Annotated in this window: 19 protein-coding genes; 8 read left to right on the forward strand and 11 right to left on the reverse strand. The window is 72.1% G+C overall.

The features are described 5' to 3' along the window. Window positions 1-97: 97 nt before the first annotated feature. Window positions 98-1,456 (reverse strand): cation:dicarboxylase symporter family transporter, encoded by a 1,359-nt coding sequence (locus AB0K65_RS16050; RefSeq protein ID WP_365716783.1) that lies wholly within the window; start codon window positions 1,454-1,456, stop codon window positions 98-100. Window positions 1,457-1,628: 172 nt separating this feature from the next. On the opposite strand from AB0K65_RS16050, the gene AB0K65_RS16055 reads away from it, so the two are divergent. The 3 genes from AB0K65_RS16055 to AB0K65_RS16065 all read left to right on the forward strand — a co-directional run bounded on the left by AB0K65_RS16055 (window position 1,629) and on the right by AB0K65_RS16065 (window position 4,859). Further along, the gene (locus AB0K65_RS16055) at window positions 1,629-3,263 is read left to right on the forward strand and encodes a sensor histidine kinase (protein WP_365716785.1); all 1,635 of its coding nucleotides are present in this window, start codon (window positions 1,629-1,631) and stop codon (window positions 3,261-3,263) included. Next, window positions 3,260-3,961: a response regulator gene (locus tag AB0K65_RS16060; protein WP_365716787.1), complete on the forward strand. Its 702-nt coding sequence runs from the start codon at window positions 3,260-3,262 to the stop codon at window positions 3,959-3,961. Before AB0K65_RS16055 ends, AB0K65_RS16060 begins: the two co-directional genes overlap by 4 nt. 289 nt (window positions 3,962-4,250) lie before the next feature. Further along, on the forward strand, window positions 4,251-4,859 hold the full coding sequence (locus AB0K65_RS16065) for an XRE family transcriptional regulator (protein WP_365716921.1): 609 nt from the start codon (window positions 4,251-4,253) through the stop codon (window positions 4,857-4,859). Between the two features lie 588 nt (window positions 4,860-5,447). On the opposite strand, the gene AB0K65_RS16070 is transcribed toward AB0K65_RS16065, so the two are convergent. Together AB0K65_RS16070 and AB0K65_RS16075 are read right to left on the reverse strand one after the other, a co-directional pair. Then, window positions 5,448-6,680, reverse strand: coding sequence for a helix-turn-helix domain-containing protein (locus tag AB0K65_RS16070; protein ID WP_365716789.1), 1,233 nt, complete (start codon window positions 6,678-6,680; stop codon window positions 5,448-5,450). Window positions 6,681-6,963: 283 nt separating this feature from the next. Further along, window positions 6,964-7,989, reverse strand: coding sequence for an ATP-dependent 6-phosphofructokinase (locus tag AB0K65_RS16075; protein ID WP_365716791.1), 1,026 nt, complete (start codon window positions 7,987-7,989; stop codon window positions 6,964-6,966). Window positions 7,990-8,243: 254 nt separating this feature from the next. Here AB0K65_RS16075 and pta point away from each other — a divergent pair, with 254 nt between their 5' ends. The 3 genes from pta (at window position 8,244) to pyk (ending at window position 13,107) form a co-directional block, all read left to right on the forward strand. Beyond that, window positions 8,244-10,331, forward strand: coding sequence for a phosphate acetyltransferase (pta, locus tag AB0K65_RS16080; protein WP_365716793.1), 2,088 nt, complete (start codon window positions 8,244-8,246; stop codon window positions 10,329-10,331). Next, window positions 10,328-11,602 (forward strand): acetate kinase, encoded by a 1,275-nt coding sequence (locus tag AB0K65_RS16085; protein ID WP_365716795.1) that lies wholly within the window; start codon window positions 10,328-10,330, stop codon window positions 11,600-11,602. Before pta ends, AB0K65_RS16085 begins: the two co-directional genes overlap by 4 nt. A gap of 74 nt (window positions 11,603-11,676) precedes the next feature. Next, window positions 11,677-13,107, forward strand: a complete 1,431-nt coding sequence (gene pyk / locus AB0K65_RS16090; RefSeq protein ID WP_365716797.1) for a pyruvate kinase — start codon at window positions 11,677-11,679, stop codon at window positions 13,105-13,107. A 100-nt stretch (window positions 13,108-13,207) separates the two neighbouring features. Here the strand turns inward: pyk and AB0K65_RS16095 are convergent, their stop codons facing one another. The 4 genes from AB0K65_RS16095 to AB0K65_RS16110 form a co-directional block, all read right to left on the reverse strand. Beyond that, complete coding sequence (locus AB0K65_RS16095) at window positions 13,208-14,491, reverse strand: hypothetical protein (protein WP_365716799.1); 1,284 nt, start codon at window positions 14,489-14,491, stop codon at window positions 13,208-13,210. Then, entirely contained in the window at window positions 14,481-15,098 is a 618-nt protein-coding gene (locus AB0K65_RS16100; RefSeq protein ID WP_365716801.1) for a DUF6114 domain-containing protein, read from the reverse strand. Before AB0K65_RS16100 ends, AB0K65_RS16095 begins: the two co-directional genes overlap by 11 nt. Before the next feature lie 114 nt (window positions 15,099-15,212). Then, window positions 15,213-15,857 (reverse strand): DUF6230 family protein, encoded by a 645-nt coding sequence (locus tag AB0K65_RS16105; RefSeq protein WP_365716803.1) that lies wholly within the window; start codon window positions 15,855-15,857, stop codon window positions 15,213-15,215. A gap of 584 nt (window positions 15,858-16,441) precedes the next feature. Beyond that, entirely contained in the window at window positions 16,442-17,407 is a 966-nt protein-coding gene (locus AB0K65_RS16110) for a tetratricopeptide repeat protein (RefSeq protein WP_365716805.1), read from the reverse strand. A 285-nt stretch (window positions 17,408-17,692) separates the two neighbouring features. Between AB0K65_RS16110 and AB0K65_RS16115 the strand changes: the two genes are divergently transcribed. After that, window positions 17,693-18,334 (forward strand): TetR/AcrR family transcriptional regulator, encoded by a 642-nt coding sequence (locus AB0K65_RS16115; protein WP_365716807.1) that lies wholly within the window; start codon window positions 17,693-17,695, stop codon window positions 18,332-18,334. A 79-nt stretch (window positions 18,335-18,413) separates the two neighbouring features. Here AB0K65_RS16115 and AB0K65_RS16120 read toward each other — a convergent pair whose 3' ends face one another. The 3 genes from AB0K65_RS16120 to AB0K65_RS16130 form a co-directional block, all read right to left on the reverse strand. Then, the gene (locus AB0K65_RS16120) at window positions 18,414-20,114 is read right to left on the reverse strand and encodes a methylmalonyl-CoA mutase family protein (protein ID WP_365716809.1); all 1,701 of its coding nucleotides are present in this window, start codon (window positions 20,112-20,114) and stop codon (window positions 18,414-18,416) included. 71 nt (window positions 20,115-20,185) lie between these two features. Beyond that, complete coding sequence (locus AB0K65_RS16125) at window positions 20,186-20,518, reverse strand: DUF3817 domain-containing protein (protein ID WP_365716811.1); 333 nt, start codon at window positions 20,516-20,518, stop codon at window positions 20,186-20,188. 66 nt (window positions 20,519-20,584) lie between these two features. Then, window positions 20,585-21,094 (reverse strand): MarR family transcriptional regulator, encoded by a 510-nt coding sequence (locus tag AB0K65_RS16130; protein WP_365716813.1) that lies wholly within the window; start codon window positions 21,092-21,094, stop codon window positions 20,585-20,587. Between the two features lie 152 nt (window positions 21,095-21,246). Between AB0K65_RS16130 and AB0K65_RS16135 the strand changes: the two genes are divergently transcribed. Next, on the forward strand, window positions 21,247-22,272 hold the full coding sequence (locus AB0K65_RS16135; protein WP_365716815.1) for a glycoside hydrolase family 6 protein: 1,026 nt from the start codon (window positions 21,247-21,249) through the stop codon (window positions 22,270-22,272). Window positions 22,273-22,419: 147 nt separating this feature from the next. On the opposite strand, the gene AB0K65_RS16140 is transcribed toward AB0K65_RS16135, so the two are convergent. Beyond that, a complete protein-coding gene (locus tag AB0K65_RS16140) occupies window positions 22,420-24,438 on the reverse strand; it encodes a kelch motif-containing protein (protein ID WP_365716817.1) in 2,019 nt (672 codons plus the stop codon). Window positions 24,439-24,440: the final 2 nt, after the last annotated feature.

The following is a 24,440-nucleotide window of genomic DNA, read 5'->3' on the forward strand; positions in this document are numbered from 1 at the left end:
ACGGCCCCGACCGGAACGGCGGTGCGGGCCGGACGCACGACGAGGACGACCCCGGCCGGGGAGGTGGCCGGGGTCGTTCCTTCGCCGTCCGCCCGGGTCAGACGCCCGCGCGGGCCTTCTCCTCACCCTCCTCGGCGCGCTGGTCCGGGACCTCCGAGGGGGCCGGGGCGTGGTCGTCGACCAGGGTCTCCTCGTCGAAGGGGACCCGGCCGGCCAGTACCTCGGCGACCCGCGTCCTGTCGATCTCCTTGGTCCAGGTGCCGACCAGGACGGTCGCGACCGCGTTGCCCGCGAAGTTCGTCAGCGCACGGGCCTCGCTCATGAAGCGGTCGATGCCGACGATCAGGCCGACGCCGTCGACCAGGTCGGGGCGGTGCGACTGCAGGCCGCCCGCGAGGGTCGCCAGGCCGGCGCCGGTCACGCCCGCGGCGCCCTTCGAGGCGATGACCATGAAGACCAGGAGGGAGATCTGTTCGGCGACCGAGAGCGGGTTGCCCATCGCCTCGGCGACGAAGAGCGAGGCCATCGTCAGATAGATCGCGGTGCCGTCCAGGTTGAAGGAGTAACCGGTGGGGACGGTGATGCCGACCACCGGCTTGCTCACGCCGAGGTGCTCCATCTTCGCGATCAGGCGCGGCAGCGCCGACTCGGACGACGAGGTGGAGAGGATGAGCAGGAACTCGCGGCCCAGGTACTTCAGGAGCGCCAGGATGCTGACCCCGGCGACCAGCCGCAGGATCGCGCCGAGCACCACGAAGACGAAGAGGGCGCAGGTCACGTAGAAGCCGATCATGATGACGGCGAGCGACTTCAGGGCGTCGGCGCCGGTCGCGCCGACGACGGCCGCGATGGCGCCGAACGCGCCGATCGGCGCCGCCCACATGATCATGGCGAGGATGCGGAAGACCAGCCGCTGGATGTGGCCGATCCCGCGCAGGACCGGCTCGCCGGCCTTGCCCATCGCCTGCAGCGCGAAGCCGGCGAGGAGGGCGACGAGCAGGGTCTGGAGGACCTCGCCCTGGGTGAAGGCGGAGACCAGCGTCGTGGGGATGATGCCGAGCACGAAGTCCACCGTGGACTCGTGCGCCCCGTCCGCCTGCTTGGCACCGGCCTCGGCGACCTCCTTGGTGAGGTGCAGGCCGGAGCCGGGCTCCAGGAGGTTGCCGACGACCAGGCCGATGGCGAGGGCGACGGTCGACATCACGACGAAGTACCCGAGCGCGAGGCCGCCGACGGCACCGACCTTCGCCGCCTTCCTGACCGAGCCGACGCCGAGGACGATCGTGCAGAAGATGATCGGCGAGATCATCATCTTGATCAGGTTCACGAAGCCGGTGCCCAGCGGCTTCAGCTCGACGGCGACGCCCGGGGCCAGGAAGCCGACCGCGATGCCGAGCACCACGGCGGCGATGACTGCGAGATACAGGTAATGGGTACGGTCCCGTCGTGCGGCCACGGGGTCCTCCTCGTGCTGATGGGGTGTCCACGTCCCGGTGGATCCCCGCGACTATCCATCAGCCTGTGACCGGGGTCACCCTTGCGTTCCTTTCGTTCACGCGCGCGTGCGTCACAGAACGATTCGGGAACGGGATTCCGCCTCGCAAATCGAGCCAGGCACACTTACCCGCATGCGCCTCTCCCTCCCCCGACCCCGCAGCCTCGCCGGCCAGCTCTTCGCGATGCAGGTCGTGCTGGTGGCGGCGATCGTGGCCGGGTGCGCCGTCTTCGCGTACGTCACCGACCGCGCGCAGGCCGAGGAGACCGCGCGCCGGCAGTCCGCGGCGACCGCGACCACCGTCGCCGAGTCCCCCACGGTCGTCGCGGCGGCCGGGTCGGCGGACCCGACAGCGCTGCTCCAGCCGTACGCGGAGTCGGTACGGCACCGCACCGGGGTCGCCTTCGTGGTGATCATGGCCCCGGACGGGACGCGCTGGACCCACCCGGAGCCGGGGCAGATCGGACACCCCTACCTCGGCCACATCGAGGAGGCCGCCCGGGGCGGGACCCTCTCCGAGACGCATCAGGGGGTGCTCGGCCCCTCCGTCCGTACGATCACGCCGGTGCGCGACCACGGCCGGGTCGTGGCGCTGGTCAGCGCGGGCATCACGATCGAGAAGATCAGCGAGCAGGTACGGGAGCAGGTCACGGCCCTGCTGGGCATGGCCGGCGCGGCGCTGGTCCTGGGCGGCGTCGGCACGTACGTGATCAACGCCCGGCTGCGGCGGCACACGCACGGAATGAACGCGACCGAGCTGAGCCGGATGCACGACTACCACGAGGCGGCGCTGCACGCGGTGAGCGAGGGCCTGGTGATGCTGGACGGCCGGCGCAGGATCGCGCTGATCAACGACGGCGCACGGGAGCTCCTCGGCCTCGGCGCGGACGTGGTGGGCACCCCGGCGACGGAACTGGGACTGCCGCTCCCGCTGACGAGTGCGTTGCTCGCCTCGGAGCCCCGGGTAGACGAGCTGCACCTCACGGCGGAGCGGGTCCTCGTGGTGAACACCCGGCCGGTGGTGGGCGGGCAGCGGCGCGGCACGGTCGTCACCCTGCGGGACCGCACCGAACTACAGGCCCTGTCCGGCGAGTTGTCCTCGGAGCGGGGGTTCACGCAAGCGCTGCGGGCACAGGCCCACGAGGCGGCGAACCGGCTGCACACGGTCGTCTCGCTGATCGAACTCGGCCGGGTCGACGAGGCGGTCCGTTTCGCGACGGCCGAGCTGGAGCTGGCGCAGGCGCTCACCGACCGGGTGGTCGACGCGGTCGGCGAACCGGTGCTGGCGGCCCTGCTCCTGGGCAAGGCGGCGCAGGCCAACGAGCGGGGCGTGGAGCTGGTGCTGACCGAGGACAGCCGCATCGACGACGGTCTGCTGCCCCCGGAGATACCGTCCCGGGACCTGGTGACGATCCTGGGCAACCTGATCGACAACGCGGTCGAGGCGGCGGGCGCGGTACCGGGCGGCTCCGGCAGGGCGCGCCCGCGCGTCACGGTCACCGCGCTGGTGCGCGGCGGGGAGCTGCTGATCCGGGTCGGTGACAGCGGGGCGGGGATCGCCGACGAGGACCGGGACGCGGTCTTCGAGCGCGGTTGGTCCACCCAGGGTGCGGGACGTGGCCTCGGCCTCGCCCTGGTCCGCCAGGCCGCGGCCCGGGCGTCCGGGACGGTGGCCCTCGACCGCTCGCCCGAGGGCGGTGCGGAGTTCTCCGTACGGCTGCCGCTGGACCGGGGTGCGGTGCGTGCCGCCGTGGAGGTGACGGCGTGAACCGGCCGGACCCTCCGATCCGGGTGCTGGTGGTGGAGGACGACCCGGTCGCGGCGGACGCGCACGCCCTCTACGCCGGGCGGGTCCCGGGCTTCGTCGTCACCGGGGTCGCGCACTCCCGGGCCGCCGCCGTGCGGGTCCTGGACCGGACGCCCGTCGATCTGCTCCTGCTCGACCTCTACCTCCCGGACGGCCACGGTCTCCAGCTCCTGCGCGCGCTGCGCGCGGCGGGGCACTCCGCCGACGTCATCGCCGTCACCTCGGCCCGCGATCTCGCGATCGTCCGCGAAGGGGTGTCGCTCGGCGTCGTCCAGTACGTGCTGAAACCGTTCACCTTCGCGACCCTCCGCGACCGGCTGACCCGGTACGCCGAGTTCCGCGCCGCGGCCGGGGAGGCCGCCGGGCAGGACGAGGTGGACCGCGCCCTCGCCACCCTCCGCACCCCGCGGCCGGCCGCGCTCCCCAAGGGGCTGAGCGCTCCCACCCTGGAGGCGGTCACCCGCACGCTGCGCGACGCCCCCAGCGGGCTGACCGCGGCGGAGGCCGGGGCGGCGGTGGGGATCTCCCGGATCACCGCGCGCCGCTATCTGGAGCACCTGGTCACCGAGGGACGGGCCGCGCGGGCCCCGCAGTACGGGCAGGTCGGCAGGCCGGAGCTGCAGTACCGGTGGATCACGACGACCCGGCCGGGGCCCTGACGGGGCCGGGGCGGACCCGGCGCGCTTGCGGGGCGGGGGCGGGGTGATCTACGGTCCTGGAGCGCGCCTCTCTACGCGCGGTGAGCGGGCCCCTCCGGCATCCGAGGCATGGCCCTTCCGACCGGTCCGGGCGGTTACCCACCGGTTCCCACGTTTCTACGACTTCTGGCCTTGGGTGAACGCACCGTAGCCAATGGTCACGTTCCGCACCTAGCGTGACGGCGTGCAGCCCTCCCCTCCCCCTCCCTTCAACGCTCCCGCGGCCCGCCGGCTCCGCGAAGGCCTCGGCATGGCTCCCGGCCACGTCGCCTACGGCCTGCGCGCCCAGTACGGCCTGGCCGTCTCGCCCGACACCGTCGTCGCGTGGGAACGCGGCCGCCTCGCTCCGACCTCGCACGAACTGTCCGCGCTCGCCGGGGTCCTGTGGTGCGCGCCCGCCGAACTCCTGGCCGCCGCCACCACCCTCCGCGAGCACCGCATGGCCCGCGGCCTCGCGGCCGACGAGCTGGCCCGGCGGATCGGGCTCGACGCCCAGGCGTATCTCCGCATGGAGGAGTCCGGCCGCTGGCGCGGCAACGAACGGCAGACCGCGACCCTCGCCGAGGCCCTCGGCCTGGGGCCGCGCGCCCTGCTGACCGCCACCGGCCGGGACGACGACCTCGCGGCGCTGCTGCGGGACGCGGCGACGACCCGCTGGCAGGCGTATGTCCGGCCGGCGGTGAAGATGCTCCCACTGCCGAAGCGGGTGCTGGAGTCCGCCCTCCAGCGGCTGCACACCGACTACCACGCCAGGATGGCGGCGACGAGCAGCTGGGGCGCCTCGGGCGACAGCGGCGACTCCGGCCGGGAGTTCCTGGACGGGATCGTGGAGCACTTCTGGGCGGCGACCGGCGCGTAGACCGCACCCGGAGGTGTGCTCGGGAACCGCCCCGAAACCCCGTCCCGGCCGGGTGACGCTCACGCAAGCGTGCCGCCGTGCGACGGCACATCCCCCTGGACCGCGCGCACCACGTCCGCGGCCTGGGCGGCTGCCGGGCCGCCGACGGGGCGTACCTGCGGTGGCACGTCCTCCATCGCCCATCGCCCCGACTCCTCGGCCGCCCGCCCCGGCCGCACCCTGCGCCGGCCAGGGTACGGACGGGTCCCGGCGGAGATCACGCGCCTGTTCCGACCTGCGGGAGCGGTACGGCTCGGTGTACGGGAACGCCACCGGCCACGTCGCCCCGGACCGTCCGTGGTCGGCGCCGCGGGCCACGTCGGCCTGGCCCCGTCCTGGGCCGGCGCCCCGCCCGGTGGGAGACGCGCCGCACTAGGGCGTGTTGCGAAAGTCCCGCCTGCCCCGCGACGCCTGGCACGCACGCTCGCCGCGTTGTCGTGATCGTCCGAGTACGTCCGGCACGAGGGCGACCCGCCGCGGTGCGATCGCACGCACCGGACGCCGCGGGGCCCGCCCTCCGGGCGGACGGCGCTCCTTTCGACACACGCCCTAGTCCCGCGGCTCCCGGCGGTCGAAGCTGAAGAGCTGGCCGGCGGCGTCCGCGCGGCAGGGCGCCTGGCCCAGCCGGGCCCACTCGGCGGTGCGGTCACCGACGACGGTGACGCAGACACCCGGGGTCTGCGAGCCCTCGGGCCGGATGCGGTAGCCCCTGACGGGGGCGCCGAAGGGCTCCAGGGCGAAGGACTCCACGCGGGTCGGGTCCCCGCACTCCGAGTCCTCCAGCGGGGCGGCCGGGATGCGGCCGCCGGAGGGGACGCCCGCGCAGCCGGGGCCGTAGTCGGGGTGGTCCGACAGGATGCGCCAGGAGCCGGCCCGCTTCTCGAGGGAGTAGAGGGGGACGACCGCCCCCTCGCACGCCACCTGGTGGACCCGGCCGTTGCGGCTGCCCCGGCGCTCGTTCAGGCAGAGGTCCGAGCCGATCACCCGTATCCGCACCTCCCCGGCCGCCGGTGCCGTCAGCCGCGGAGGGTCCCTCCCGTCGTCGTCGCGGACGACGGCGTGGACCAGGCTGAGGGCGGCGAGAACCAGGCCGGCGACGGCCACGACGGTGACGAGCGCCCGCCCTATCCGCCACCGGGGCGCGGGGTCGGGCGGCTCGGGCACGGGGCCGGGCTCGGGAGCCGCGGGCCATACGGCGCTCCCCTCCGCGCCGGGGGTCTCCGCCTCGCCGTCGGGGCCGTCCGCCTCCGCGCCGGGGGTCTCCGCCTCACCGTCGGGGCCGTCCGCCTCCGCGCCGGGGCTCTCCGCCTCGCCCTCGGGGCCGTCCGCCTCCGCGCCGGTCACGACGTCCGTCCTCGTGTCCGGAGCGGCCTGCGTCCCGGAATCCGGACCGGCTTCGAGGCCGACGGTCGCGGCGGGCGCCTCGCCGGCCGTGCCGGCCGTGTGCCGGGCCGGCCGGGCCTCCGGCCCCGGGGCGTGGCGTCCCCGGACGGCGAGTTCCTTGCGGACCGCCTGCCAGCTCTCCAGCTCCCCGGGACCGACCCCGCAGGCGCGGACGAAGGAGGCGAGCAGTTCCTCACGGGGGACCGTCGCGCGGGCCAGCATGTTCGCCACCGTCGAGCGGGGCAGGACGTCGCCGTGTGCCTCCGCCCGGGCCGAGAGCTCGCGGTAGGTGAGTCCGGACCACTCCTTGAGGGCGTGGAGCGCGGCGATGAAGGCGGCGGGGTCGCCTGCCTGGCTCGGGTCGGGCGCTGCGCGCCCGCCGGTGTCGCCCTCGGTCATGCGACGTACCCCGCCCTCCCCAGGAACCGGCCATCGGACATGTCCCGCACGGAGTGGGGACATGTCCGGGACAGGCGTAAGCCTTGTTGATGATGGTGTTCGACTCAAGAGTGGAATCCAGCAATTCCCGTCGCGGACGAAACGTCCCGATCAAGGCCGAACGGCCCCGATCGCCCACGGGGGAGGCGATCGGGGCCGTTCCTTCGACGGGCGCTTCCTGGCCGCACACCGCCCCACGCGGACCGGCGTCCGACGGGGGCCGGCGCCCGGCGCGGGCCGACGGTCAGAAGACCGACTCCGCCTCCGACATCCGGCTCTCCGGCACCGTCTTCAGCCGCGTCACGGCCTCGGCCAGCGGCACCATGTGGACGTCCGTGCCCCGCAGCGCCGTCATCCGCCCGAACTCGCCGCGGTGCGCGGCCTCCACCGCGTGCCAGCCGAAGCGGGTGGCGAGCACCCGGTCGTAGGCCGTCGGCGTGCCGCCGCGCTGGACGTGTCCGAGAATGACGGGCCGCGCCTCCTTGCCGAGGCGCCGCTCCAGCTCGACGGCGAGGCGGTTGCCGATGCCCTGGAAGCGCTCGTGGCCGTACTGGTCGATCTCGCCCTTCTGGTACTCCATGGAGCCCTCGGCGGGGTGGGCGCCCTCGGCGACGCAGACGACGGCGAACTTCTTGCCGCGTGCGAAGCGCTCCTCCACCATCTTGACCAGGTCGTCGACCTGGAAGGGCCGCTCGGGCAGGCAGATGCCGTGGGCGCCGCCGGCCATGCCGGACTCCAGCGCGATCCACCCCGCGTGACGGCCCATCACCTCCACCACCATCACCCGCTGGTGCGACTCGGCGGTGGTCTTCAGACGGTCTATGGCCTCCGTCGCGACGCCCACGGCGGTGTCGAAGCCGAAGGTGCGGTCGGTGGAGGAGATGTCGTTGTCGATCGTCTTGGGGACGCCGACGACGGGCATGCCTGCCTCGGAGAGCAGCCGGGCGGCGGTCAGGGTGCCCTCGCCGCCGATCGGGATGAGGACGTCGATGCCGTACTTCCGTGCCAACTCGGGGGCGGACGCGGCGGCTTCCGCCAGCCGGGCGCGCTCGAGGCGGGCGGAGCCGAGGATCGTGCCGCCCCGGGCCAGGATGCCGCTGACGGCGTTGAGGTCGAGGGGGCGGTAGTGCCCGTCCAGGAGCCCCTTGAACCCGTCCTCGAAGCCGATCACTTCGTCGTGGTGACCGGTGAGCGCGCGGTGCACGACCGACCGGATCACTGCGTTCAGGCCAGGGCAGTCGCCGCCTGCGGTGAGAACTCCGATGCGCATCGTGCTGTGTCTCCTGCTCGGGTAGCGGTACGTGTGAGCCCTCTCGATTCTCCCACGCCGGGCCCGGCGGCGACGTTCGCGACTGCTCCGCGCGTCCTTGGGGCAGACGGTCCGGGGGCCCTTCGTCCCCTTCTTTCGGGCCTTTCGCCCGGCGGGCGTCCTACCCACCCGCGGAGGTATTGTCAAGAGGGCATTGCCGCCCTATCGGGCTTGCGCAACGCACTCGGTTGACGGATCGGACAGGAGACCACGGCGTGACGCGGAGCGTGTACGTGACCGGGATCGACCGCGGAGACGGCCGGCAGGTCGTCGAGCTGGGAGTCATGGAGCTCCTGACCCGCCAGGTGGACCGGGTGGGGGTGTTCCGGCCCCTGGTGCACGACGGGCCCGACCGCCTGTTCGACCTGTTGCGGGCGCGCTACCGGCTCTCCCAGGACGCGGCGACGGTCTACGGCATGGACTACCACGAGGCGGCCGCGCTCCAGGCGGAGCGGGGCACGGACGAGCTGGTCTCCCTCCTCGTCGAACGCTTCCACCGGGTCGCGCGGGAGTACGAGGTCGTGCTCGTCCTCGGTACCGACTACGCCGGCACGCAGCTCCCCGACGAGCTGGCGCTCAACGCGCGCCTGGCCAACGAGTTCGGCGCCTCGGTGATACCGGTGGTGGGCGGCAAGGGGCAGACCTCCGAGTCCGTGCGGGCCGAGGCGCGCAACGCCTTCCGGGCCTACGACGTGCTGGGCTGCGACGTCCTCGCCATGATCGTCAACCGGGTGACCGCGGACGACCGGGCGGCCATCGCCGAGCGGCTCTCGGCCCGGCTGCCCGTGCCGTGCTACGTCCTGCCCGACGAGCCGGCCCTCGCCGCGCCGACCGTCTCCCAGATCACCCACGCGCTCGGTGCCTCGATCGTGCTCGGCGACGACGCGGGCCTGGCCCGGGACGCCCTCGACTTCGTCTTCGGCGGCGCGATGCTGCCGAACTTCCTCGACGCGCTGACGCCGGGGTGCCTGGTGGTGACGCCCGGGGACCGCGCCGACCTCGTGGTGGGCGCGCTCGCCGCCCACTCGGCGGGCACGCCGCCCATCGCCGGGGTGCTGCTCACCCTCGACGAGCGGCCGAGCGAGGCGATCCTGACCCTGGCCGCCCGGCTCGCGCCCGGCACCCCGGTCATCTCGGTGCCCGGCACCAGCTTCCCCACCGCAGCCGAACTCTTCGGCCTGGAAGGGAAGTTGAACGCGGCGACCCCACGCAAGGCGGAGACCGCGCTCGGGCTCTTCGAGCGGCACGTGGACACGGCCGATCTGCTGAAGCGGATCTCGGTGGCCCGCAGCGGCCGGGTGACCCCGATGATGTTCGAGCACGACCTGCTCGAACAGGCCCGTGCCGACCGCCGCCGGGTGGTGCTGCCCGAGGGAACCGAGGAGCGGGTGCTGCGCGCCGCCGACGTACTGCTGCGCCGGGACGTCTGCGACCTGACGCTGCTCGGCGACGTCGAGGTGATCCGCAAGAAGGCCGCCGACCTCGGCATCGACCTCTCCTCGCCGTCCACGCAGCTGATCGACCCGCACACCTCCGAGCTGCGCGACTCCTTCGCCGCGAAGTACGCCGGGCTGCGCGCCCACAAGGGCGTGACGGTGGAACTCGCGTACGACGTGGTGGCGGACGTGAACTACTTCGGCACGCTGATGGTCGAGGAGGGCCTGGCCGACGGCATGGTCTCCGGCTCGGTGCACTCCACGGCGGCGACCATCCGCCCGGCCTTCGAGATCATCAAGACCAAGCCGGACGCCTCGATCGTCTCCTCCGTCTTCTTCATGTGCCTGGCCGACAAGGTGCTGGTGTACGGCGACTGCGCGGTCAACCCGGACCCCGACGCCGAGCAGCTCGCCGACATCGCCGTGCAGTCGGCGGCGACCGCGGCCCGCTTCGGCGTCGAACCGCGGATCGCGATGCTCTCGTACTCCACCGGCACCTCGGGCTCCGGCGCCGACGTGGACAAGGTCCGCGAGGCGACGAAGCTGGTGCGCCAGAGCCACCCGGGGCTGCGCATCGAGGGCCCGATCCAGTACGACGCCGCGGTCGAGCCGTCGGTCGCGGCGACCAAGCTGCCGGAGTCGGAGGTGGCGGGGCAGGCGACCGTGCTGATCTTCCCCGACCTCAACACCGGCAACAACACCTACAAGGCCGTGCAGCGCTCGGCCGGCGCGGTGGCCGTCGGACCGGTCCTCCAGGGTCTGCGCAAGCCCGTCAACGACCTCTCGCGCGGCGCGCTCGTCAGCGACATCGTCAACACGGTCGCCATCACGGCGATCCAGTCCCAGGTTCAGGAGCTCCCCGCATGACCGCCCGCCCGGCCCCCGTCTCCGCCCGGCCCGACGAGCCCGGCTCGGCCCCTCACGCCACGCGCGTCCTCGTCCTCAACTCCGGCTCCTCGTCGGTGAAGTACCAGCTCCTCGAGATGCGGGACGGCAGCAGGCTCGCGGTCGGCCTGGTGGAGCGGATCGGGGAGGAGACCTCGCGGCTGGTCCACACCCCGCTCCAGGGCGGTGGGGGCGTGCGGCGCGAGAGGAGCGGCCCGATCGCCGACCACGCGGCCGCGCTGAAGGCGGTGGCCGAGGAGCTGACGGCGGACGGGCTGGGCCTGGAATCCCCGGAGCTCGCCGCGATCGGGCACCGCGTGGTGCACGGCGGGCTGCGGTTCAGCGCGCCGACCGTGATCACCGACGAGGTGCTCGCGGAGATCGAGCGTCTGGTCCCCGTGGCGCCGCTGCACAATCCCGCCAACCTCACGGGCATCCGGACGGCCATGGAGCTGCGCCCCGACCTGCCGCAGGTGGCCGTCTTCGACACCGCCTTCCACACGACGATGCCGGAGTACGCGGCCCGGTACGCGATCGACGTGGAGACCGCCGACGCGCACCGCATCCGCCGCTACGGCTTCCACGGCACCTCGCACGCCTACGTGTCCCGCGAGACGGCCCGGCTGCTCGGCAGAGCGCCGGAGGAGGTGAACGTGATCGTGCTCCACCTGGGCAACGGAGCCTCGGCGTCCGCCGTCCGGGGCGGCCGGTGCGTGGACACCTCGATGGGCCTCACCCCGCTGGAGGGCCTGGTCATGGGCACCCGCTCGGGCGACGTCGACCCGGCGGTCACCTTCCACCTCAAGCGGGTGGCGGGCATGTCCGACGACGACGTGGACACGCTGCTCAACAAGCGGAGCGGCCTCGTCGGCCTGTGCGGCGACAACGACATGCGGGAGATCCGCCGCCGGGTGGACGAGGGCGACGCGCGGGCGCGACTGGCCTTCGACATCTACATCCACCGGCTGAAGAAGTACATCGGGGCGTATTACGCGGTACTCGGGCGGGTGGACGCGGTGGCGTTCACGGCGGGTGTCGGCGAGAACGCGGCTCCCGTACGGGAGGCTGCCATCGCCGGCCTGGAGGAGTTGGGCCTGGCGGTGGACGCCGGCCTGAACGCCGTCCGCTCCGACGAGGCGCGGCTGATCTCGCCGGAGTACGCACGGGTCGCAGTCGCCGTGGTGCCGACCGACGAGGAGCTGGAGATCGCCCGGCAGAGCTACGCACTGGTGCACGGGGAAGTGAACGCCTGAGCGGGACCCCGCCCATTTGTACTTTCCGCCAGCCGGAATATTCCGCAGTGAAACAAACCGATAGGATCCGCCTCATGCGCCGTTCCAAAATCGTCTGCACGCTGGGCCCCGCCGTCGACTCGTATGAGCAGCTGAAGGCTCTCATCGAGGCCGGCATGAACGTGGCCCGATTCAACATGAGCCACGGAACCCAGGCCGAGCACCAGGAGCGGTACGACCGTCTCCGCAGGGCGGTGGCGGACACCGGCCGCGCCGTGGGTGTGCTCGCCGACCTCCAGGGCCCCAAGATCCGGTTGGAGACCTTCGCGGAGGGTCCCGTCGAGCTGGTGCGCGGTGACGAGTTCACCATCACCACCGAGGACGTCCCGGGCGACAAGTCCGTCTGCGGCACCACGTACAAGGGTCTTCCGGGCGACGTGTCCAAGGGCGACCAGGTCCTGATCAACGACGGCAACGTCGAACTGCGGGTCGTCGAGGTCGAGGGCCCGCGGGTCAAGACGATCGTCGTCGAGGGCGGTGTCATCTCCGACCACAAGGGCATCAACCTGCCCGGTGCGGCGGTCAACGTCCCGGCCCTGTCCGAGAAGGACGTCGAGGACCTCCGCTTCGCGCTCCGCATGGGCTGCGACATGGTCGCCCTCTCCTTCGTCCGCAACGCCGACGACGTCAAGGACGTCCACAAGGTGATGGACGAGGAGGGCCGCCGGGTCCCCGTCATCGCCAAGGTCGAGAAGCCGCAGGCCGTCGACAACATGGAGGGCGTCGTCGCCGCCTTCGACGCGGTCATGGTGGCCCGTGGCGACCTCGCCGTGGAGTACCCGCTGGAGAAGGTCCCGATGGTGCAGAAGCGCCTCGTGGAGCTGTGCCGCCGCAACGCCAAGCCGGTCATCGTCGCCACCCAGATGATGGAGTCGATGATCACCAACTCGCGTCCCACCCGCGCCGAGGCCTCCGACGTGGCCAACGCGATCCTGGACGGCGCGGACGCGGTCATGCTGTCGGCGGAGTCCTCCGTGGGCGCCTACCCGATCGAGACCGTGAAGACGATGTCGAAGATCGTCGTCGCGGCCGAGGAGGAGCTGCTCTCCAAGGGCCTCCAGCCCCTCGTGCCCGGCAAGAAGCCGCGCACCCAGGGCGGCTCGGTGGCCCGCGCGGCCTGCGAGATCGCGGACTTCCTGGGCGGCAAGGCGCTCATCGCCTTCACCCAGTCCGGCGACACCGCCCGCCGGCTGTGCCGCTACCGCGTGGCCCAGCCGATCCTGGCCTTCACGACGGACGAGAGCACCCGCAACCAGCTCACCCTGAGCTGGGGCGTCGAGTCCTTCGTCGTCCCGCACGTGGACAACACGGACGCGATGGTCGACCTCGTCGACGCGGAGCTGCTGAAGCTCCAGCGCTACAACGACGGCGACACCATGGTCATCACCGCCGGCTCGCCCCCCGGTGTCCCCGGCACCACGAACATGGTCCGGGTGCACCACCTGGGCGGCCAGCAGCGCGACTGACGCGCGGCGCCCCGCCCCGCGCACATGACGAGGGCCCCCGTCCGGTTCGGACGGGGGCCCTCGTCATGTGCGCGGAATCCCGCAGGGGTCTCCCGTGCGGTCAGCTCGGCTCGATCGTGTTGCGCAGGCCGGGCACCTTGAGGGTGCCGCCGAACTGGCCGGCCTGGATGACCTCCACGCCGGTGAAGAACGCGAAGGGCACGTCGAGGGGCGGCGGGCTCTGCGGGTTGAAGGTGATCGGGATCAGTCCGAAGAGGTTGCCCTTCAGCTGCTCCGTGTACATGGTCACCGTGCCGTTGCGGATGGTCGACGTCGAGCCCGCGTCCGAGCGGACGTGGCCGGTGTGACCCTCGGAGTGCACCGTGCGCTGGTGCAGGTCCTTGATGTCGACACCGTCGCTCGCGGTGAACTTCAGCACCTTCTTGATCTTGCCGCTGCCGGTCTTCACCTCGACGATGCCGTGGTACTTGAGGCCCTTGAGCGTCAGCAGGGTGCTGTTCAGCTTCCAGGGCTCGTCCGGCAGGAGCGGGATGCCGGGCTCCAGCTCCGCCGCCGCCAGCGCCTCGGGGTCGGGCTCCGGGCACGGGAAGCGCGGCTTGGCGCCGTCGGGTATGTCCTCGTCCTTCTTGGCGTCGAGGCCCTTGGCGTCCTCCGGCAGCTCCTTGACCTCGGCGCCCGCCTTGTCGGCGGCCTCCTTGATCGCGTCCTTGGTCCTGTCGGCCGGGGCCTCGGCCCCGGAGGACGTGCCCTGCGTCGGAGCGGTCGTGGGAGCCGTGGTCGGAGCGGTCGTCGGCTTCTCGGCCGGGGTGGTGGCCGTCGGCGACGGAGTGACCGACGGCGTGGCGTCGGGCCCGTCGAAGAAGTCCTTGATCTTTTCGCCGACGCCCAGCGGGTCGAGCGGGTTGACGCTCTGCGTCGGGGTGGGCGTGGGCGCCGGAGTCGCCGACTGCTGGGGGGCGGTGTTCTGCGCGGCTCCGGCCTTCGCCGTCTCGTCCGCCGAGGGCGTGACGTCCGGTGCGGGCGTCTCCTGCTCCTCGGTGGGCTCCGGGTCGGGCTCCGGCGTCCGGTCGGCGCTCGCGCTGGGCGTGGGCTTCTCGGTCGGCTTCGTCGACTCCTCGTCCACCGGCTCGTCCGAGCGGGTCACGCACGGACCGGGAGCGAAGGGGATGTCCTTCTCGTCGGCGAGAGCCAGCTTGGGAGCCATGCCCATGCCCATGAGGACCGCCGTCGGCATGGCCGCCAGGGCCATCGCCTTGCCCGCGGGCCCCTGGATCTTGTTCAGCAGCGACTTGCGCGGGGCCGCGTGCCGCGGACCCCTCCTTGCCAGAGTGGCGTCGCCCGCAGCCGTCGCCGACTGCGCCGACTGTGTTTCGTCACCCCGCACTGTTCCTCCCGCCGTTGACGTCGATCGTCGATTCGGTCGCCTGCGCACCGGGGCCCGGCAGCGGGTCCGGCTCCTGACCGGCGCGCTGCTCCGGGACCGTGACGGCTCCGAGGGCGTGGTGTCCCTCGTGCCCCTCGGGGCCCAGCGGCGGACCGTCGTACTCGTGCTCGTGCGGGACGGCTACGCCGTCGGTCTGCCCGGTGGACTGCTCCACCGGTACGCCCGGCGCCCAGGAGACGGAGAGTCCGCCGCCGATGAGCGAGCACATGAACCCGACGACGAGGCCGCCGAAGTTCGAGACCGGGATGGAGACGAGCCCCAGGACGATCGCCGCGACGCCCGCGAACACCCGCACGACGGGCTGGAACCACATCGTCAGGCCGAGCGTGATGAGCAGAACGCCGATGATCAGTGCTCCGGCGCCGGCCGTGGTCGCCATGGCCAGCGTCATGTTGCCGAGCCGCATGTCGCCGTAGGGCAGATACGCGATCGGAACACCGCCGATCATGGTGAACAGGCCGCCCCAGAACGGGCGGTTGCCCCGCCAGGCGCGGAAACGCAGCCGCCAGTAGTGGAATCCGCGGGAACCAGTGGACTCGGCGCTCATGGAAAACAGCTCCCTGGAAGCGGTGTTGCTGAGAAGAGTGGTGAAAGGGAGAGCGAGTCCCCCGGAACGGACGGGGCCGCACGGAACGGCCCCGTCCGTCGAGGAGGGCTACTCCTAGAAGCACTCCTTGGTGCCCTTGTGCAGCTTCAGCTTCAGGTCGGGAAGCTTGAAGGTGGCGGCGGTGGTGGCCCACGCCGTCTGCTCCACGCCCGTCAGCGTCGCGTCCTCGGCGCGCTGCGAGAAGCCGTACGGGTTCGCCTGGGTGTCAGGCTGGATACCCGGCTTGCCCTTCTGCTTCGGGAGCTGGCCCGCCGCGACGCCGATGTCGATGTTGCCGAACTCGGCGTCGGCCTTCAGCGAGGAGACATCGAGGTAGATGCCCTTCGCGTAGACCGGCTTCTGAGCCTCCGTGCCGGCGCGCAGCTCCAGGGAGACGTTGCCGATGAACGGCACGTCCGGAGTCACGACGGACTGGCACATGTTGGTGATCCAGGCCTCGGAGAAGCCCGAGACGGCGACCGGGGCCGCGAACGGCTTGCCGTGCAGGTCCTTGCCGGACGCCACGCTGCCGTACTGGACGAAGTCCTTACCGACAAGACTGTCGGCCTTAACCTTGAACTCCTGGCCGGAGATGCTGAAGGACGCGGCCAGCGCGCCCTGGGCCAGGCCGACACCGATGGCGGCCGTCGCGGCCACACTCGGCACCATGACGACGGCGAACCGCTTCCATCTGGTCCCGCCACGAACCTGGGACTTCATGAGAATTCCTCCTTCTCGGACGTACATCTCCGGATGGGCCGGGGCCCGTCCTGGGATGGGAGAAGTGCTACGTCCTCGGGAAGGCAGGCGCCGGGCGTCGGGCACGATGCGCGTCCGAATCACCGGCGATCACCCCCGAGCGACAACCACTGGCCACGCCTTGCGCGCAACCGCACTGGACAGGCCCTGCCGGTGAGGGCAGGAACCCCCCTGTCCAGGACCGGCGCCACTGCCGCCGGCCCGCTCGGTGGGGACCCTCGCCGCGGACCCGGGTGGTTGCCGGGCTGGTGCGGTATCGGACCGAGCGTCGCCGATCGTGGTCCATTACGGGCCGGGGCACAAGGGGGCTCGTTACTCACTAGTAACGGCCTGATAACCGGGCCACGACAGGGCGATGTCGACCGGGCACGCTGGGTGCGGTTGACGTGCTCCGTACATCAGGAGGATGAGGTTGAAACCCGGACAGATCCTCGGGTTCGATTTACTGCAAGTAACAGCGGCCGCGTTTACCAAGTTTTGGTAAAGCGCGGCCGCGTTATGTCACTGTGTCGCCAAATCGGCGGGGTCCTGGAGGGCGAAAACGGTCAGAACAGCACGCGTGCGAGGGACTGCCGGCCGGCGGTCACCCGCGGGTCGTCCGGGCCGATCACCTCGAACAGCTCCAGCAGCCGCAGCCGCGCCGCGTCCCGCTCCTCGCCGGCCGTACGCCGCACGGCGTCCACCAGCCGGCTGAAGGCGTCCTCGACGTGACCGCCCACCAGATCCAGGTCGGCGGCGGCGATCTGCGCGTGCACGTCGGCCGGGTTGTCGGCCGCGTCCTTCCGCACCTGCTGCGGATCCATGTCCTGCACCCGCGCCAGCAGCTCCGCCTGGGCGAGACCCAGCTTGGCCTCGGGGTTGGCCGGATCGTCACTCAGCACGTTCTTGTACGCCTGGACCGCGCCGCCCAGATCGCCCGCGTCCAGCGCGGACATCGCCGCTTCGAGGAGGGCGTCGTACGGACCGGCCGGGACCGGGGCCGCCGGGGCCTCGCCGGCCTCCGGGTCCACGGCGATGCCGGTGAGACCGAAGCGCTCCTCGCCGACCTGGATCAGCTGGTCGAGGGTCTGACGGATCTGGGCCTCGGGGGCCGCACCCTGGAAGAGCGGCAGCGCCTGCCCGGCGACCACCGCGAAAACGGCCGGAATTCCCTGGATGCCGAACTGCTGCATCAGCATCTGGTTGGCGTCGACGTCCACCTTCGCGAGGAGGAAACGGCCGTTGTACTCGACGGCCAGCCGCTCCAGCAGGGGGCCGAGCTGCTTGCACGGCTCGCACCACTCGGCCCAGAAGTCGATGACGACCGGAACCTCGGCGGAGCGTTGCAGGACATCGCGTTCGAAGCCTGCCTCGTCGACATCGATCACCAGGGCGGAGGGGGCGACGGCCGACGGGCCACCCTGCCGGGCGGCCTCGGCGCGCGCCTGCTCCGCCTTGGCCTTGGCCTCTCCGGCCGCCTTCACCGCGGCGAGGTCGACGACGCCGCTCATGGACATGTTTCGGGGCTGCATGGGTACATCCTCCCCCTTCCGCGCGCGTAACCGGTAAGCCATGGCTGAACCGTGCCGTCCGCAGGCCTCCCGCCGGTGTGCGAGACGTGGGGACGACACGGTTCCTCGTGTGGATCGCACCGGGTCCCCACCCGGTGCAGTGGTTGTCGCTGGGGCCGCTCAGAGCCTTTCGCTACAGGTCGTAGCGTAACTGCCCGACGGCGGCCGAGGGAAGACGGCCTCGGTGAACTGGCTCACATCGCCACCCTCTGGCGCAAGACCTACCGGCGGGTATGGTCGGTCCCCATGTGTAGCCGCACCAGCTCCCGACCCCGCGCCGCGGGACGTCCCGGTCGCCCCCGCTCCCCCGAGGCCGACACGGCGATCCTCGAGGCGACGCGCGCCGCCCTGGTGGAGCTGGGCTGGTCCAAGCTCACGATGGGGGACGTCGCGACACGGGCGGGGGTCGCCAAGACCACGCTCTACCGCCGGTGGGCCAACAAGAACGAACTCGTCGTCGACGCCGTCGCCGTCCTCTTCGACGAACTCGAACTCCCCGACCTCGGCAGCCTGCGGGCCGACATCGAGAACGTGGTGCTCCAGTTCGCGGCGCTGCTGGAGCGGCCGGAGACGAAGACGGCCCTGATGGCGGTGGTCGCCGAGTCCACCCGCGACGAGCCGCTGCGCGCGCGCATCCGCGCCTCGATCGTGGACCGGCAGAAGCGTCTGGTCCTGGAGGGCCGCCAGCGCGCCCAGGACCGGGGCGAGCTCCCCGCCGACCGGGACCCCGAGGCGATGGACGCCACCGACGACCTGATCTTCGACGTGATCGCCGGGGCGGTGGTGCACCGGTCCCTGGTGAGCGCGGAGCCGGTCGACGCGGAGTGGGTGCGGCGCCTGTCCGCCCTCCTGATCGGCGGCCTCGGCGCGGCGGCGACCGCGGGCTGACCGGCGGCCCGGGCCCGAGGCCCCGGCGACGGCGAAGGGGGGCACCGGCCGGCCGGTGCCCCCCTTCGTTCTGCACGCCCTAGAAGCCGGGCGGCTCGGTGTAGACGCCCCACTCCTCGCGGAGCACGTCGCAGATCTCGCCGAGCGTGGCCTCGGCCCGTACCGCGTCGAGCATCGGACCGATCATGTTCGAGCCGTCCCGGGCCGCCGCCAGCATCGCGTCCAGCGAGGCGCGGACGCGGGCGTCGTCACGGCGGCCCTTGCGCTCGCCGAGGACCCGGACCTGCTCCCACTCGACCTCGTGGCTGACCCGCAGGATCTCCAGGTCGCCGGTGACCGAGCCGTGGTGGACGTTGACGCCGACGACCCGCTTGTCGCCCTTCTCCAGGGACTGCTGGTACTGGAAGGCGGACTCGGCGATCTCGCCGGTGAACCAGCCGTCCTCGATCCCGCGCAGGATGCCGGAGGTCATCGGCCCGATCGGGTGCTGCCCGTCCGGGTGGGCGCGCCGGCCGCGCTCCCTGATCTGGTCGAAGATCTTCTCGGCGTCGGCCTCGATCCGGTCGGTGAGCTGCTCGACGTACCAGGAACCGCCCAGCGGGTCGGCGACGTTGGCGACGCCGGTCTCCTCCATGAGGACCTGCTGGGTGCGCAGCGCGATCTCGGCCGCCTGCTCGCTGGGGAGCGCCAGGGTCTCGTCGAGGGCGTTGGTGTGCAGCGAGTTGGTGCCGCCGAGGACCGCGGACAGGGCCTCCACCGCGGTCCGTACGACGTTGTTGTACGGCTGCTGGGCGGTGAGGGAGACACCGGCGGTCTGGGTGTGGAAGCGGAGCCACTGGGCCTTGTCGGTCTTGGCGCCGTAGACCTCCTTCATCCAGCGCGCCCAGATCCGGCGGGCGGCGCGGAACTTGGCGATCTCCTCGAAGAAGTCGAGGTGCGCGTCGAAGAAGAAGGAGAGACCGGGGGCGAAGACGTCGACGTCGAGGCCGCGGCTCAGCCCCAGCTCGACGTAGCCGAAGCCGTCGGCGAGGGTGTACGCGAGCTCCTGCGCGGCCGTCGCCCCGGCCTCGCGGATGTGGTAGCCGGAGACGGAGAGCGGCTTGTAGGCGGGGATGCCCTGCGCGCAGTGCTCCATCAGGTCGCCGATCAGGCGCAGGTGCGGCTCGGGCTGGAAGAGCCACTCCTTCTGGGCGATGTACTCCTTGAAGATGTCGGTCTGGAGCGTGCCGTTGAGCACGCCCGGGTCGACGCCCTGGCGCTCGGCGGCGACCAGGTACATGCAGAAGACGGGCACGGCCGGCCCGGAGATGGTCATGGAGGTGGTGACGTCGCCGAGCGGGATGTCCTTGAAGAGGACCTCCATGTCGGCGGCGGAGTCGATGGCGACGCCGCAGTGGCCGACCTCGCCGAGCGAGCGCGGGTCGTCGGAGTCGCGGCCCATGAGCGTCGGCATGTCGAAGGCGACCGAGAGCCCGCCGCCGCCGGCGGCCAGGATCATCTTGTAGCGCTCGTTGGTCTGCTCGGCGTTGCCGAAGCCGGCGAACTGGCGGATGGTCCAGGTGCGGCCGCGGTACCCGGTGGGGTGCAGGCCGCGGGTGAAGGGGTACTCACCGGGCCAGCCGATCCGCTCGAACCCCTCGTAGGCGTCGCCGGGCCGGGGCCCGTAGACGGGCTCGACCGGGTCCCCGGAGAGCGTGGTGAAGTCGGCGTCGCGCTTGCGGGCCTTGTCGTAGCGGGCCTGCCAGCGTCGGCGGCCTTCCTCGATCGCGTCAGCGTCCATGCTTCGAATTTACTAGGACGTCCTAGTAAATGTCGATGGGAAACCCCCGCACATCCGTGCGGGGGTTCGCGTCAGACCTTGGCCGGGGCCGGCTGCGCGCCGCTGACCAGCGGAAGCGTCTCGCGGACGACCTTGCGCTCGACGAAGAACGCGGCGAAGGGGATCGTCCCGGACAGCAGCACCCACAGGAGCTTGCCGAACGGCCACTTCGCCTTGGAGCCCAGGTCGAAGGCGAAGATCAGATAGATGATGTAGAGGACACCGTGGGTCTGGGAGACCGCGAAGGTCACGTCCTCGCCCATGTCGAACCCGTACTTGAAGACCATGCAGGTGCACAGCACGAGCAGCATGACGGCGGTGATGTACGCCATCACGCGGTAACGGGTCAGCACGCTGGATTTCATGGCGTCGAGCGTAACGGCACGTTCCGGGCGATCTTCGCCCGGGCCCCCGTCCCGGCGCCTCCCCCGCTACGCCTCGTCGAAGTCGTGCGCCGCGACCCGCAGGGGCCGCAGCATCGCGAAGATCTCGCCGCACTCCTCGGCGTCGTACACCCCGAGCCCGAAGTCCATCTCCATCAGGTCCTTGGTGGCCGACTCCACCACCTCGCGCCCCTTCTCGGTGATCGAGGCGAGGGTGCCGCGGCCGTCGTTGGGGTTGGGCCGCTTCGCGACGAGGCCGGACAGCACCAGCCGGTCGACCGTGTTCGTCACGGAGGTGGGGTGCACCATCAGCCGCTCGCCGATCTTGGACATCGGCAGCTCGCCGGCCTTGGAGAAGGTGAGCAGCACCAGGGCCTCGTACCGCGCGAAGGTCAGTCCGTACGGCTTGACCACGGCGTCGACCTCGGCGAGGAGGATCTGGTGGGCCCGCATGATCGAGGTGATCGCGGCCATCGAGGGGACCGGTCCCCAGCGGTGCTGCCAGAGTTCGTCGGCGCGGGCGATGGGGTCGAACGGGAGACTGAGCGGCTTCGGCACGCGTCGACCTTACCCACTGGTCACATGCTGGTCAGCCCCGTCTCGCACTTCGGTCCGCGCGCTTCGGATGCCGGTACGGTGTCGCGGCCCGGGCCGGACTGACCGGTATGTCAGGATGACCCGGTCTGTCCCGACCCGACCCTGGGGGCTGGATGTCCCGCCGCACCCTCTCCGCCGTGCTCACCCTCGCCTGCGGCGCGCTCCTCGCCGGATGCGCCGGCCAGGAGCCGCCCGGCAACCAGGCCGGGACGCCGACCGGTCCGCCCTCGGCTCGCGGCGAGTCCGCCGCCCCGACGGCCGGCTCGCCGTTCTGGGTCGACCCCGACAGCGACGCGGCCCGTCAGGTCCGGCAGTACGAGGCGCAGGGGCGGGCCGAGGACGCCGCGCTGCTCAAGCGGATCGCCGAGCGCCCGGTCGCGGAGTGGCCGGCCGGCGACGATCCGGTGCCGGACGTCACCAAGGCGGTGCGGGGCGCCGTCGCCGACCGGCGGACGGCGGTCTTCGTGGCCTACAACATCCCGCACCGCGACTGCGGGATGTACTCCGCGGGCGGGGCGCACGACGGGAACGCCTACCGCGCCTGGGTCGACTCCTTCGCCTCAGCCCTCGGTGACGCGTCCGCCGTCGTCGTCCTGGAGCCGGACGCGGTGCCGCACATCGTGGACGGGTGCACACCCGCGCAGTACCACGGCGAGCGCTACCGGCTGCTGTCGGAGGCGGTCGACCGGCTGAAGCGGCAGCCGAACACCCGGGTGTACCTGGACGCGGGCAACCCGGCATGGATCCACGACCCGGGCAAGCTGGTCGAGCCCCTGCGCCGGGCCGGCCTCGCCAAGGCCGACGGCTTCTCGCTCAACGTCGCCAACTTCCAGACCACCGAGACCGTGAAGGGCTTCGGCGCCCGGCTGTCCGGGATGCTGGGCGGCGCCCACTTCACCGTGGACACCAGCCGCAACGGCGACGGGCCCTTCCCCGGCGAGGGGGAGGATGCCTGGTGCAACCCGCCGGGCAGGGCGCTCGGGCTGCCGCCGACCGACAGGACGGGGGACGACCTGGTCGACGCCTATCTGTGGATCAAGCGCCCCGGCGAGTCGGACGGCACCTGCCGGGGCGGCCCGGCCGCCGGGGTCTGGTGGCCCGACTACGCCCTCGGCCTGGCACGCCGGGCCAAGGCGTAGGGCGGGGGCGCAGGGCCGGGGCGCGGGGCCGGGGCCCGGGGCCTCGGCGCGGGGCCGAGGCGCAGGGCGGTCGTCGGCCCGCGGGCGCGGGCGGGCGTCTTCCCCGGCGCGCCCCCCGCCTCACGTCCGCGGACACGCCCCCCGCGCTCACTCCCCCGCGCCCGCCGCCTCGTCGGCGCCGCCCCCGCGTCCCCCGGCGGGCGCGTCCTCGCCGCCGATCAGGACCCACGTCGCCTCGGACGGCGTCCCGTCCCCGTCCGTCACGAAGAGCATGTACCAGCCGGGCGGCACCAGGGTGCCGTCCCGCGGCACCTCCACCGTCACCGCGTCCTTCGTCTTCGTCAGGCCGAGCGCCACCGAGCGCTGTTCGACGTCGGTGGTGTGGGTGACGGCGCTGGGCCGCATCAGCCGGGCCCGGGTGATCCGGGCCGCGTCCTCGGTGCGGAAGGTGGCTCGCCCGCCGCGGTCGATCTCCCGGGGCCCGGCGCCCAGGACGGGGCGGTCGGCGCCCCCCTTGTGCAGGTAGGGCGGGGTGAAGACCTCGATCTCCTGCTCGAAGGTGCCGAGCTTGGTGTTGTCCTTGTCGTCGAAGAGGGGGTCGGAGCCGAAGGTGACGACCCGTCCGTCGGGCAGCAGCAGCGCCTCGGAGTGGTAGTTGCGTCCGACCGTGGGATCGGCGGCGGCGCTGAAGGCGTTGGCCGTCGGGTCGTAGAACTGGGCCCGGAGGATGTCGCTCCCGCTGCGGCCGCGGTACTCCTTCGAGCCGCCGGTGGTGAAGACGGTGTCGTCGGGCAGGAGCACGCTGCTGAGGTAGCGGGTGCCCTGCGGCAGCGCGGGCCCGTCCCGGAAGGCGGGGCTCTCCTGGGAGAGGTCGATGATCGAGGTGCGGGCGGTGGACTTCGGCGACTCGCCGACCCCGCCCCCGCCGAGGACCATGATCTTCTGGTCCTGGACGGGCGGCAGGATCAGGGAGGCGGAGGTCTCCAGCTGGTCGGGGTCGGTCAGCCCGCCGATCGGGGTGAAGGAGTTGCTGTCCAGGTCCCACAGCCCCGGAGCACGGCCCTTCTCCGCGGGGCCGTAGCCGGCGTTGGAGCCGGTGTAGAGGAGCTTGCCGCCCTGGGTGAGGAAGAGGGAGGGGTAGGTCGGGAAGTAGCGGAAGGGCCCCTGGGACCACTTCTTCGTCACGGGGTCGTAGATCTCGTTGTCGCCGGGGACGACGTCGCCCACGTCGTTGAGGCCCGAGACGGCGAGCACCTTGCCGTCCTCCAGGGTGACGAGCGTCGGGTACCAGCGGGCGTCCTTCATCGGGGCGACCGGGATGTACCTCTCGGCCTTCGGGTCGAACTCGTACGCCGCCTTGATGCCCTGGAAGTCCTGCTTCTCGGTGGTGAGCCGCTGGGCGAGGCCGTAGACGTTCCCCGCGTCGGCGCCCTTGAGACCGACGATCTCGTACTGCGCGGCCTCGGTGGTGAGCGCCTGCGCGCCCTCCTCCTTCGCCTCGACGAAGACCCGCACCTCCGAGGCGGTGACCTTCGTCTTCCAGGGCTTCATCTGGCCGGACTCGAAGTACGAGATCTGCTGCTCGCGCTTGGCCTTGGGGATCGTCACGTCGGTCGTGGAGACGTACTCGACGCCCGAGGGCGAGCGGAAGACGGTGCCCTTCTTGAGGGTGACCGCCTTGTCGGGGCTCTCGTTCTTGACCCGCATCCCGCCGCCGGCCTTCTTGACCTCGCCGTCGAGGATCTCGTAGCGGGCGGTGCCCCCGGCGACGAGGAGGCGGCCGTCGGGGAGCTGGGTGTGGCCGGCGCAGAAGAAGTCCTCCGGGGTCGGGATCTTCTTGAAGGTGTTCCGCACCGGGTCCCAGAGGATGGTCTCGAAGGTGCCGGAGTCGAACTTCTCCTGGTCGTTGCCGGAGCCGGCGATGAGCAGCACCTTGCCGGTGTGCAGCAGTGCGGCGTGGATGGCGTTGATGCGGTACGTGTCGGGGACGTCGACCCTCGCCCAGGAGCCGTACTTCCGCCGGTACTCGGGCTGGGCGATCTTGTAGGCGTGGTACTTCTCCTCGACGAAGGAGACGGCGGCCGGGGCGTTGAGCGCCGCGAGGACCACGACGGCGCCACTGCCGAGAAGGGTCTTCCTCAGGTTCCTCGACGGCCGGTGGGCCATGA

This window comes from Streptomyces sp. NPDC053755, from assembly GCF_040677675.1.
Lineage (GTDB): Bacteria > Actinomycetota > Actinomycetes > Streptomycetales > Streptomycetaceae > Streptomyces.